Raw genomic sequence first — 11,924 nt, forward strand, 5'->3', positions numbered from 1 at the left:
CAACGCGGCCTCAGTCGCCGGTGACGCCGTCGATGCGCTCGCGGATCAGGTCGGCATGGCCGTTGTGCCGGGCGTACTCCTCGATCATGTGCACGTAGACCCACCGGACGTTGATCTCGTCGCTGCCGCCGTCCCGGCGACGGCGCGTGAACGTCTGGTCAAGCGAGAGGCCGGCGGCGGCCTTCCGGGCGGCCTCGACCTCGGCGACGAAGGTGGCGAAGTCGCCCTCCGCGTCGGCGTTGGCGACGGCGTTGAAGTCCGCGTCCGGGTCCTCATCCGTGCCGTAGATGCCGCCGATATCCTGGCCGGCGGCTCGGATCCGGAACCACCAGCGCTCCACGTCGGCCATGTGCCGGACGAGGCCGAGCAGAGTGAGCCCGGACGGCTCGACGCTCGGCGTCCTCAACTGCTCGGAGGTCAGGCCCGCGCACTTGAGTAGCAGGGTGTCGCGGTGGTAGTCGAGCCAGCCTTCGAGCATGGTGCGCTCGTCGCCGACGTAGGGCTCGTTCTTCCGGACAATCTCCGGCGCTCTCCAGGTCATCCCGCCATCCTGGCCGTCGAGTTCGACAGTCGCGACCGGATTAGCGCGAGCCGCTGAGCTGCGCAGTGCCCCGACTGGGCCGGGACACGGGTCGCCGCAGCTCCCGGACGCGGTTGTCCCGCTGGCCATGAGTTCGTCTCTGACTCTTATGACTGTCGGTCATAAACATGACCGACAGTCATAAGGCTCGGAATGATGTGGCTGTCCGAGGCCAACGGCAGGCAAGCCAGAGTCGAGGACGAGCCTGCTGGCCGCCGGCCGCGCTCAGGGCACCACGACGACCGGCCAGCGGCCGGTGCGGACCAGGCGGGTGGCGACCGAGCCGACCAGCCGGTGCCCGGCCTGCTCGGACGACCCCACCACCACCAGGTCGGCCCGGGTCTCGTCGGCCGCCTTGCAGAGCTCGGTGTAGGCGTCCCCGCGTCGGCACAGGAAGGTCACCGGCACCGCCAGCTCCTCGGCTCCCCGACGGCACTCAGCCCGCAGCTCGGCGGCGAGCTCGTCGTGGGTCTGCTGGACGGCCCCGGCCACCACACCCGACATGATCCCGGTGTAGGCGGCCGGGGAGCTGACGAAGACCACCACCAGGCCGGCGCCCTGCCGGCGGGCCAGCCCGGCGGCGTACGCGGCGGCGCGGAGCGAGGTACGGGTGCCGTCCACCCCCACCAGCACCACCCGGGGCCCGTCGGTGCCCCGCTCGTACGGCAGCAGGCGGGCCCGAGGGCCGTAGTCCTCGCGGTCCAGTGGTGTTCCGACGCTCATGCCATCACCTCGCTCAGTCGTGGATACCGGTCCGGACCACGGCGGTCCCGCCACCGGTGGCCACCGTTGACTCCCGTTCGACCTCGGCGGCGAGCTGGTCGCCGGTGTGCCGCCGCAGCGGCACCTCCTTGATGAAGCAGACCGCGATCAGCGCGATCAGCCCGAACGGGGCGGCGGCCAGGAAGATGTCGCCGGCGCCGTGGCCGTACGCGGACTCCACCACCGCCCGGATCGGGGCGGGCAGGGTGTGCACGTCCGGCAGGGTCCCGCCGCTACCCGAGCTGGACGCCTTGATGCCCAGGCCGGCCAGCCCGTCGGCGATGTAGTCCTTGACCTTGTGGCCGAGCACCGCGCCGAGCGCGCTCACGCCGATCGCGCCGCCGAGGCTGCGGAAGAAGGCGACCACCGAGCTGGCCGCGCCGAGCTCGTGCGCGCCGACGGTGTTCTGCACGGCCAGCACCAGGTTCTGCATGGTCATGCCCACGCCGATGCCGATCAGCGCCATGAAGATGCTGAGCCGCCAGTACGGGGTGTCCGCGCGGAGCGTGCCCATCAGCGCGAAGCCGACGGTGAGCAGGGCCGAGCCGGCGACCAGGTAGCGCTTCCAGCGGCCGGTGTTGGTGATGATCCGGCCGACGACCGTGGAGGAGACCAGGAGGCCGAGGATCATCGGCAGGGTCATCAGGCCGGACATGGTCGGGCTCACACCGCGGCTGATCTGGAAGTACTGGCCGAGAAAGACCGAGGCGCCGAACATGCCCACGCCGACCGCGATGCTGGCCAGCACGGCAAGGGTGATGGTGCGGTTACGGAACAGCCGCGGTGGGATGACCGGCTCGCCGGCCCGGGTCTCGACGCGGACCGCGAGGGCGCCGAGCAGCAGCGCGCCGGCCACCATGACCGCGCTCTGCCAGGACATCCAGTCGTACTTGTCGCCGGCGAGGGAGACCCAGATCAGCAGCACCGAGACGGCCGCGGTGATCAGGGTGGCGCCCCACCAGTCGATCTTCACCGCGCGCTTGACCACGGGCAGGTGCAGGGTCTTCTGGAGCACGATCAGGGCGAGGATCGCGAACGGCACCCCGACGTAGAAGCACCAGCGCCAGCCGAGCCAGTCGGTGTCGACGATGACGCCGCCGATCAGCGGGCCGCCGATGGTGCCGACCGCCATCACCGCCCCGAGGTAGCCGCTGTAGCGGCCCCGCTCCCGCGGAGCGATCATCGTCGCCATGATCACCTGGGCGAGGGCGGTGAGACCGCCGGCGCCGACGCCCTGGAGCACCCGGCAGGCGATGAGCTGCCCGGTGGACTGGGAGAGCCCGGCCAGCACCGAGCCCAGCACGAAGGTTGCCAGGGCGAGCTGGACCAGGATCTTCTTGCTGGTCAGGTCGGCGAGCTTGCCCCAGACCGGGGTGGTCGCGGTGGTCGCCAGCAGCGACGAGGTGACCACCCAGGTGTACGCGGACTGGCCGCCGTGCAGCTCGGTGATGATCCGGGGCAGCGCGTTCGAGACGACCGTGCCGGAGAGGATCGCGACGAACATGCCCAGCAGCAGGCCGGAGAGCGCCTCCAGGATCTGCCGGTGGCTCATGTCGACGCCGGTCGCCCGACTGGGCGCTGTCGCCTGGGTCATCGTGGGGTGCCTCCGGGGAGAAGAAAGATGGGTTGCCGCAGGCAACCGTAGGGCTTTGTTGCCTAAAGCAACAACATCGCGTGGCGGAGATCTATTCCGTCCCGGGTGGCTCAGAAGGTCTCGTTGAACCGGTGCAGCAGACGGGCGAAGTCCGCCACGTCCTGCTTCGGCCAGCTCTCCAGTGTGCGGAGGATCGGGCCGAGCCGGGCGGCGCGCGCCGCGTCGAAGCGGCGGATGCCCTCCTCGGTGAGGCTGAGCTGGGCCGCCCGCCGGTCGGTCGGGTCCGGGTCGCGGCGGACCAGCCCGAGCGTCTCCAGCCCGTGGATCTGCCGGCTGAGCGTGCCCTTGCCGATGCCCAGCCGGGCGGCCAACTCGGTGAGCCGGACCGACCCGCACCGGCGCAGCCAGAGCAGCAGCCCGTACGTGTTCGGCTCCAGGTTGGGGTGCACCTCGCGGGCGATCTCCCAGGAGAGCGCCCGACCGCGCCGCAGCAGCGCGGTCAGCTCGTGCTCCACCTCGCGCACGGTCTCCGGCAGCTGCTGATCCACGGGAGAAAGCGTACTCAGGCGGCGTCCGTGAGCCGGTGCTGCGCCACCGGACGGAGATGACCGTCGTCGGTGGTCCCCTCGATCACCACGTCGGCCGACCGGCCCCGGTGGGTCAGCGTGGCCACCGCGTTGCCGAAGTACGGCCCGGCCAGCTTCCGCCAGCGCACCGCCGGCCCGCGTACCCCGGCCGAGCGGGCCAGGGCCCGGGTGGCCGCCGCCGGCCCGGGCGACCAGCCCAGCTTCATCAGCGGGCGCATCCCGGCCGGCACCTGGTTGTGGATCGGGGAGCAGGTCAGCTGGTGCACCGGCGTGCGGACGGTCGAGTCCGCGAACCGGGCCCGGGCCACGTACGAGTGGTGCACGTCACCGGAGAGCACGCTGATCGACGCCGGTGGCGCGTACGCCGGCCCGGCGCCGACCCGGTCCCCGGAGCGGCCCGGCGTGCCGCTGCCGATCCGGGCGAAGAGCTCGCCGAGCGCCTCGAAGGAGCGACCGAACGACGCCCAGTGCTCCAGGTCGCACGCCCGCCGGATCCGCTCGGAGACCTTCCCCAGCCAGGGCCGGCGGGAGTCGACGAGCCGCTCGTTCCAGGCTTCCACGTGGTGGATGCCCGGCGGCAGCAGCCAGGGCAGCGAGCTACCGACCACCAGATGGTCGTAGACGCCGTGCGCGCGGTCGACGAACCAGGACCACTCACCGGGCGGCAGCATCGCCCGGTTGCCCGCCTCGAGCACCCGGCTGGACCGGTTGTCCAGCATGACGAGGCGGGTCCGGCCCAGGTCGAGGGCGTAGCTCCACTGGTACTGCACCGCCCGCCAGCGCTCGGTGTCGTGTGCGAGGTCGGCCTCCTTGTCGACCCGCTCGCCGAACTCCCGCAGCACCCCGGTGGCGTCCTCGGCGGCGGCCACCTTGGCGTAGACCGGGTCGGCGGCGATCTCGTCCGGGGAGAGGTTGCCCAGGTGCTGGTAGACCCAGTACGAGGCGAGGCCGCTGCGGATCCGCTCCGCCCACCACGGCTGCTCGCGCATGTCCGCCCGCCAGGCCGCGGAGGTGTTCCAGTCGTCGATGACCTCGTGGTCGTCGAAGATCATCACGCTCGGCACGGTGGAGAGCAGCCAGCGGATCTCCGGGTCGCGCCAGGACTCCAGGTAGAGCTTGGTGTACTCGTCGAAGCTGACCACCTGGGTCGTCGGGGCGCCCTTCGGCCGGCGCCGGCGCCGCTTGAGCAGCTTGCGCACCGTGGGCGAGGTGATGTCGGCGTACACCTGGTCGCCGAGGAGCACCAGCAGGTCCGGCGGGGCGGCTGGGTCCGGGTCGGCCATCAGCCGCCGGGCGTACGCGTCGAGCGCGTCCGGCGGCAGCTTCCGGGCGGTGGCGTGCTGGGTGGTCTCCCGGCACGAGCCGAAGATCAGGGTCACCGGCTGGTCCCGGTCGTCGGCGGCCCGGGTGCGGATCACGCTGGCCGGGAAGCCGCTCTCCGGCATCGGCCAGGCCACCTCGTCGTCGATCAGCACCTCGTACGTGGTGGCGCTGTCCGGGGTGAGCCCCTCCACCACCACGATCGCGTAGTGGTGGTCGTACGCGGTGAAGGTCGGCGCGACCCCGGAGGCGCCGTCGGCCGTGCGGACGGTGACCACGGCGGGCCCGCTCGTCTCCACCCAGACGGTCGCCCGCGTGCCGACGACCCGGCGCAGCAACGGGCCGATGAGCAGGCGGGAACTGGGCACGGGTACCTCCGAGAAGAGCAGCGGCTCACCTTTTCTACCCGGACGGCGGATTCGGCACGCCTGGCTGCGGCGAGCCTACCCGCAGCTCGCCGACGTGCGGAGGCGCTGATTGGGACGCCGCCGCCGGCATCTGACAGGATTTCGGCATGAAGGAATACCTCCTCGTCGTACTCGCCCTGCTTGGCGTGCTGATCCTCGGCGGCCTCAGCCTCGTGGTGCCCCGGCTGCGCCGGCGCCCCGAGCCGCCAACGCCGAAGACCGAGGTCGAAGCCCGGCCTGAGGAGGAACTGAAGGCCCCGCCCGTCGAGGCGCCGCCATCCGAGGTCTCCACCGGGATCCTGGTCGAGCCGCCACCGGTGATCGAGGCCCCGCCCGCGCCCCCCATCGAGGTCCCCGAGCCCACCGCCGGCCGGCTGGTCCGGCTGCGCTCCCGGCTGTCCCGCTCGCAGAACGTCTTCGGCAAGGGCCTGCTCGGCCTGCTCAGCCGCGACCACCTCGACGAGGACACCTGGGAGGAGATCGAGGACAGCCTGATCACCGCCGACGTCGGCATCGACGCCACCCGCGAGATCGTCGACCGGCTCCGCGAGCGGACCCGGGTGCTCGGCACCCGGTCGGTCGGGGAGCTGCGCGCCCTGCTCGCCGCCGAACTCGTCAACGCACTCGACCCGACGCTGGACCGGTCGCTGAACGCCGACCCGAAGGTGGGGATGCCGGCGGTGCTCCTGGTGGTCGGTGTCAACGGCGCCGGCAAGACCACCACCTGCGGCAAGATCGCCCGGGTGCTGATCGCCGACGGGCACACGGTGCTGCTCGGTGCCGCCGACACGTTCCGGGCCGCCGCCGCCGACCAGCTGGAGACCTGGGGCGGCCGGGTCGGCGCGGAGACCGTCCGCGGGCCCGAGGCCGCCGACCCGGCCAGCGTCGCCTTCGACGCGGTCAAGCGCGGCATCGACACCAGCGTGGACACGGTGCTGGTCGACACCGCCGGCCGCCTGCAGAACAAGGTCGGCCTGATGGACGAGCTGGGCAAGGTCAAGCGGGTGGTGGAGAAGCACGGCCCGATCGACGAGACCCTGCTGGTGCTCGACGCCACCACCGGCCAGAACGGCCTGGAGCAGGCGCGGGTCTTCACCGAGGTGGTCAACGTGACCGGCGTGGTGCTCACCAAGCTCGACGGGACCGCCAAGGGTGGCATCGTGATCGCCGTGCAGCGCAAGCTCGGCATCCCGGTCAAGCTGGTCGGCCTCGGCGAGGGCCCGGACGACCTGGCCCCGTTCGACCCGGCGCAGTTCGTCGACGCGCTGCTCGGCACCGAGCCGCTCGCCCGGGGCGCGTAACCTCGAGTGACGACTGACGATCGCGCCTACGCGGGGTGGCGTGGCCCCAGCCACCCGTCGCCGCGCCTCGGGAGACCGTACGTGACTTCGCAGGAGATCCCGCTGCACGGTGGGAACGTGAGCACCGTGGTCCGGGTGGGCGACACGGTCCGGCGCAACGCCGGGCCGTGGACCCCCTCCGTGCACGCCCTGCTGCGGCACCTGGAGTACGTCGGGTTCACCGGCGCCCCGCGCGCCCTCGGCATGGACGAGCGCAACCGGGAGGTCCTGTCGTACCTGGAGGGGGAGTGCGGGGAGTACCCGCTCGCCCCGCACTGGGTCACCGACGAGGCGCTGGTGACGGTGGCGACCATGCTGCGGATGTTCCACGACGCCCAGTACGGCTTCGCCCCGCCGCCGGGGGCGGTCTGGCGCTCGTTCGGCCCGCCCCCGCCGGACACCGAGGTGATCTGCCACCACGACGCCGCCCCGCACAACGTGATCTGGCGGCCGGACGGCACCCTCAGCCTGATCGACTTCGACCTCGCCTCGCCCGGCGCGCGGATCTACGACGTGGCGTACGCGGCCTGGACCTGGGTGCCGATCTTCTCCGACCGCGACTCGATCACCCTCGGCTGGAAGCATCCGGACCGGACGCGCCGGCTGCGGCTCTTCGCCGACGCGTACGGGCTGATCCCGCGGGACCGGCACCGGCTGATCCGGACCATCCGCAAGCGGATCGTGGACCACGTCGAGGGGATCCGCCGGATGGCCGCGGCCGGCGATCCGGCGTTCGTCCGGATCGTGCACAAGGGGCACCTCCGTCGCCCGATGCGCGACCTGCGGCTGCTCGACTACGAGCGGCACGCCCTCGAGTACGCCCTCCGGTAGTCCGCCGGCCATCGACGCCTGCCGTAAGGCGGATCCACCGCGGTCCATGCCGGCGACTGTGCGGGTTTCTTCACACGTATGAAACAAGCCGTCACCGGCCGGAAACCGGTCCGGGACGGTGGGTGAAACAGCCGGCGAGAAAGCTTCCGCGCAACCGGCTGACGGGCGATGCTGCCAGGTCTCAGTCGGAGGGAGGACTTCCACACCGAGAGGAGGCAGCGTGGAGATCAACACCGGCAACACCGCCTGGTTGCTCCTGTCGTCTGCGCTCGTGCTGCTCATGACGCCGGGTCTGGCCCTGTTCTACGGCGGCCTGAACCGGTCCAAGGGCGTACTCAACATGATGATGATGAGCTTCTCCGCGATCGGGCTCATCTCCGTTCTTTGGGTCATCTACGGCTTCACCCTGGCGTTCGGCACCAACGACAGCGCCGGCGTCAACAACGTGATCGGCAGCTTCACCCAGTACCTCGGCACCGAGACCAGGTTCATCGGCGAGGAGTGGCTCTTCCTCGGCACGGGGACCGGCATCCCCACGTACGTGTTCATGGTGTTCCAGATGATGTTCGCCATCATCACGGTCGCCCTGATCAGCGGCGCGGTCTCCGACCGGCTGAAGTTCTCCGGCTGGCTGCTCTTCGCCTTCGCCTGGTTCACCCTGGTCTACGTTCCGGTCGCGCACTGGGTCTGGGGTGGCGGCTTCATCGGTGCCAAGATCAAGGCGCTCGACTTCGCCGGCGGCACCGCGGTCCACATCAACGCCGGCGCGGCCGCGCTCGGCCTGGCGCTGGTGCTCGGCAAGCGGATCGGCTGGCCGAAGGAGAGCTTCAAGCCGCACAACGTCCCGCTGGTCGCGCTCGGCGCCGGTCTGCTCTGGTTCGGCTGGTTCGGCTTCAACGCCGGCTCCGAGCTGACCGTGGACACCACCACCGCGGTGGCCTTCGTCAACACCCAGGTCGCCACGGCCGCCGGGCTGGTCGGCTGGGTCCTCGTCGAGTGGCTGCGCAGCGGCCGGCCGACCCTGGTCGGCGCCTCCTCCGGCGCCGTGGCCGGCCTGGTCGCCATCACCCCGGCCTGCGGCTTCATCGCCCCGCTGCCGTCGGTGCTGCTCGGTCTCCTCGCCGGCGCGGTCTGCGCGGTCGCGGTCGGCCTGAAGTACCGGCTCGGTTTCGACGACTCGCTCGACGTGGTCGGCGTGCACTTCGTCGCCGGCTGGATCGGCTCGCTGTTCATCGGCCTCTTCGCCACCCTCCAGGTCAACTCCGCCATCGAGGGCCTGGGCGCCAGCGAGGGCCTCTTCTACGGCGGCGGGCTCACCCAGCTCGGCCGCCAGGCCCTGGCCAGCGGCATCGTCTCGGTCTACTCGTTCGGCGTGGCCGCGCTGATCGCGCTGGCGGTCCGGGCCCTGATCGGCCTGCGCTCCGACCCCGACGACGAGGTCGCCGGCATCGACGTCGCCGAGCACGCGGAGAGCGCGTACGACCTCTCGCCCACCACGGGCGGCAGCGCCGGCGGAGCGTTCGCCATGGCCGGGATCGGCGCCGCCAAGCCGGCCCCGGAGCCCGCCGAACCGGCGGAGGAGCCCGCCGAGCCGGTGAGCGAGAAGGTCGCCGGTTAACTTTGCTGTGATGGAGGGGTTGGACATGAAGCTGGTGACCGCAGTCATCAAGCCGTACCAGCTGGACGCGGTGAAGGAGGCCCTGCACGCCCTCGGCGTGGCCGGCCTGACCGTCAGCGAGGTCCAGGGCTACGGCCGGCAGAAGGGGCACACCGAGGTCTACCGGGGTGCCGAGTACACGGTCGAGTTCCTGCCGAAGATCCGGGTGGAGGTGCTCACCGACGAGATGGACGTCGACAAGATCGTCGACGCCGTCGTGGCGGCCGCCCGGACGGGCAAGATCGGCGACGGCAAGGTCTGGGTGACCGGTGTCGAGGAGGTCGTCCGGGTCCGCACCGGCGAACGCGGTCTCGACGCACTCTGAGGAACGCGCCTCGATGACCTCGTTGATCAAGAAGAATGCGTCAGGACACCCCGGCAACGGCGACGCAGACCTCTTGATCAACGAGGTCGTCGGCGTGCCGGGCGGGATCGGGGCGGAGGCGCGGGCGGCGCGGGCGGCGGCGTTCGACGGGTGGCTCAGCCGGCTGCTGCCGGAGCGGCCCGGGGTCGCCCTCCTCGCCGTCGGCGGCCTCGGGCGGCGGCAGTGCGCGCCGTACGGGGACCTGGACCTGGTGCTGCTGCACGCCGGGGTGCCCGGGACGGACGAGCTGGCCGCCTCGCTGTGGTACCCGATCTGGGACGCCGGGCTGCGGCTGGACCACTCGGTACGCACCGTCGCCGAGGCGCTCTCGGTGGCCCAGGACGACGTCAAGGTCGCCCTCGGCCTGCTCGACGCCCGCTTCGTGGCCGGGGACCGGGCGCTCGCCGACTCACTGATCCGCACCGCGACCGACCACTGGCGGCGTACCGCCGTCCGCCAGCTCCCCGGGCTCAGGGAGATCACCGCCGCCCGCTGGGAGACCCACGGCGAGCTGGCCTTCCTGCTGGAGGGCGACCTGAAGGAGGCTGCCGGCGGGCTGCGCGACGTCGGCATCCTCCGGGCCATCGCCACCGCCGGCATCACCGACGCGCTGCGACCCGCGGTCCGCGCCGCCCACCGGCGCCTGCTGGACACCCGTGACGCCCTGCACCTGCAGGTCGGCCGCCGGGTCGACCGGCTCGTCGCCCAGGAACGCGACGGGGTCGCCGCGCTGCTCGGCCTACGACAACTCCAGCTCGGCGCGTCTGACGCCGCGCAGCGACCTGGAGCCGTCGTGCGACAACACCAGCTCGGCGCGTCTGACGCCGCGCAGCGACCTGGAGCCGGCGCTGGAGCCGTCGTACACGACGGCGACGTCCTGCTGCGCCGGGTCGCCGGGGACGCCCGGACCGTCAGCCACGCCCTCGACGACGCCTGGCGGGCCGCCGACCGGCTCCGCTCCGGCCGCCGCCGGGGTGCCGACGGCCGTCCGGGCCGCCGCCCGGTCGCCCGGGACGTGGTCGAGCACGACGGCGAGCTGGTGCTGGCCCGCACCGCCATCGGCGCCCGCCCCGACCCGAGCCTGTCGCTGCGGGTCGCCGCCGCCGCGGCCACCACCCGGCTGCCGATCGCCCGGGCCACCTGCGAGTGGCTGGCCGCGTACTGCCCGCCGCTGCCCGCGCCCTGGCCGCCGGCCGCCCGCGCCGCGCTGATCACCCTGCTCGGGGCGGGTCCGGGCCTGGTGCCCGCCTGGGAGACCTGCGACCGGTACGGCCTGATCGACGGCTGGCTGCCCGAGTGGACCCGACTGCGCAGCCTGCCCCAGCACAACCCGGTGCACCGGTTCACGCTGGACCGGCACCTGGTGCAGACCGCGTACGAGGCGAGCCGGCACAGTCGCGAGGTGGACCGCCCGGACCTGCTGCTGCTCGGCGCGCTCCTGCACGACATCGGCAAGGGACTTCCGGGCGACCACAGCACGGTGGGCGCGCCGCTGGCCGAGGCGGTGGCCACCCGGATCGGCCTGCCCGAGCCGGAGGTGGCGCTGATCGGCAGGCTGGTCCGGCTGCACCTGCTTCTGCCCGACGTGGCCACCCGACGGGACCTCGCCGACCCGGTGACCATCGCCGGCGTGGCCGAGCTGGTCGGCGACACCACCACCCTCGACCTGCTGCACGCCCTGGTCCGCGCCGACGCCTTGGCCACCGGTCCGGCCGCCTGGTCGGACTGGAAGGGGCGGCTGGTCGCCGAGCTGGTCGCCGGGGTCCGCACCGCGCTGGACACCGGTGCGCTGCCCGCGCCGCCGGCCCCGGATCCAGCGCTGGTGGCGGGGCCGCTGCCGGTCGTACACCTGGCCGAGGACCGGGTGGCGGTGGCCGCGGCGGACCGGCGGGGGCTGCTCGCGACGGTGGCCGGCTGCCTGGCCCTGCACCGGCTTGAGGTGCTCTCCGCGGACGCCTCCACGGTCGACGGCCGGGCCCTGGTCGAGTGCCGGGTGCAGCCGCGCTACGGGCTGGCGCCCGACCCGATCGCGCTCAGCGCCGACCTGCGCCGCGCGGTCACCGGCGACGTCTCGGTCACCCAGCGGCTGCGCGGCCGGGCGTTGGCCGCGCGCGGCGCGGGGGCCGCGCCCCGGGTGGTCTGGCATCGGGAGGCGGCCACCGACGCGGTGCTGCTGGAGCTGCGCGCCGCCGACGCGGCCGGGCTGCTGTACCGGGTCACCTGTGCGCTGGACGAGGCCGGCGCCCAGGTCCGCGCGGCCCGGATCTCCACCCTCGGCGGCGACGTGGTGGACGCGTTCTACCTGGTCGGCGGCTGGCCCTCCGACGCCGACCGGGCCCGCCTGGAAGCGGCCGTCCTCGCCGCCGTCTGAGTCCGGTGCCTGCCGTCGGGGACTGCCAGCGGGCGGGCCGACTACGTCCGCGGGCGTAGTCGCGGAGCCGCTCGGCGGGCGACGTGCCCCGGCCCTCGGGGCGGCACGCTC

10 protein-coding genes are annotated in these 11,924 nt (G+C 72.8%); 5 read left to right on the forward strand and 5 right to left on the reverse strand.

Annotated elements, in window-relative coordinates:
- Nucleotides 1-10 precede the first annotated feature (10 nt).
- The 5 genes from GA0070624_RS11255 to GA0070624_RS11275 all read right to left on the reverse strand — a co-directional run bounded on the left by GA0070624_RS11255 (nucleotide 11) and on the right by GA0070624_RS11275 (nucleotide 5,211).
- Nucleotides 11-541: a DinB family protein gene (locus tag GA0070624_RS11255; RefSeq protein ID WP_091339964.1), complete on the reverse strand. Its 531-nt coding sequence runs from the start codon at nucleotides 539-541 to the stop codon at nucleotides 11-13.
- A gap of 264 nt (nucleotides 542-805) precedes the next feature.
- A complete protein-coding gene (locus GA0070624_RS11260; RefSeq protein ID WP_091339967.1) occupies nucleotides 806-1,303 on the reverse strand; it encodes a universal stress protein in 498 nt (165 codons plus the stop codon).
- Between the two features lie 13 nt (nucleotides 1,304-1,316).
- Nucleotides 1,317-2,936, reverse strand: a complete 1,620-nt coding sequence (locus tag GA0070624_RS11265) for an MDR family MFS transporter (protein ID WP_091339971.1) — start codon at nucleotides 2,934-2,936, stop codon at nucleotides 1,317-1,319.
- 110 nt (nucleotides 2,937-3,046) lie between these two features.
- Nucleotides 3,047-3,484, reverse strand: a complete 438-nt coding sequence (locus GA0070624_RS11270) for a MarR family winged helix-turn-helix transcriptional regulator (RefSeq protein WP_245718746.1) — start codon at nucleotides 3,482-3,484, stop codon at nucleotides 3,047-3,049.
- A 14-nt stretch (nucleotides 3,485-3,498) separates the two neighbouring features.
- Nucleotides 3,499-5,211 carry an alkaline phosphatase D family protein gene (locus tag GA0070624_RS11275; RefSeq protein WP_091339974.1) on the reverse strand — a complete coding sequence of 571 codons (1,713 nt, stop codon included), beginning with the start codon at nucleotides 5,209-5,211 and terminating at the stop codon, nucleotides 3,499-3,501.
- Nucleotides 5,212-5,357: 146 nt separating this feature from the next.
- Between GA0070624_RS11275 and ftsY the strand changes: the two genes are divergently transcribed.
- The 5 genes from ftsY to GA0070624_RS11300 all read left to right on the forward strand — a co-directional run bounded on the left by ftsY (nucleotide 5,358) and on the right by GA0070624_RS11300 (nucleotide 11,813).
- On the forward strand, nucleotides 5,358-6,551 hold the full coding sequence (gene ftsY, locus GA0070624_RS11280; RefSeq protein WP_091339977.1) for a signal recognition particle-docking protein FtsY: 1,194 nt from the start codon (nucleotides 5,358-5,360) through the stop codon (nucleotides 6,549-6,551).
- Nucleotides 6,552-6,557: 6 nt separating this feature from the next.
- The gene (locus GA0070624_RS11285; protein ID WP_176731666.1) at nucleotides 6,558-7,421 is read left to right on the forward strand and encodes a phosphotransferase; all 864 of its coding nucleotides are present in this window, start codon (nucleotides 6,558-6,560) and stop codon (nucleotides 7,419-7,421) included.
- A 220-nt stretch (nucleotides 7,422-7,641) separates the two neighbouring features.
- On the forward strand, nucleotides 7,642-9,039 hold the full coding sequence (locus GA0070624_RS11290; protein WP_091339983.1) for an ammonium transporter: 1,398 nt from the start codon (nucleotides 7,642-7,644) through the stop codon (nucleotides 9,037-9,039).
- A gap of 25 nt (nucleotides 9,040-9,064) precedes the next feature.
- Nucleotides 9,065-9,403: a P-II family nitrogen regulator gene (locus GA0070624_RS11295; RefSeq protein WP_176732001.1), complete on the forward strand. Its 339-nt coding sequence runs from the start codon at nucleotides 9,065-9,067 to the stop codon at nucleotides 9,401-9,403.
- Nucleotides 9,404-9,416: 13 nt separating this feature from the next.
- A complete protein-coding gene (locus tag GA0070624_RS11300) occupies nucleotides 9,417-11,813 on the forward strand; it encodes a [protein-PII] uridylyltransferase (RefSeq protein WP_091339990.1) in 2,397 nt (798 codons plus the stop codon).
- Nucleotides 11,814-11,924: the final 111 nt, after the last annotated feature.

This window comes from Micromonospora rhizosphaerae (genome assembly GCF_900091465.1).
Taxonomy (GTDB): Bacteria; Actinomycetota; Actinomycetes; order Mycobacteriales; family Micromonosporaceae; genus Micromonospora; species Micromonospora rhizosphaerae.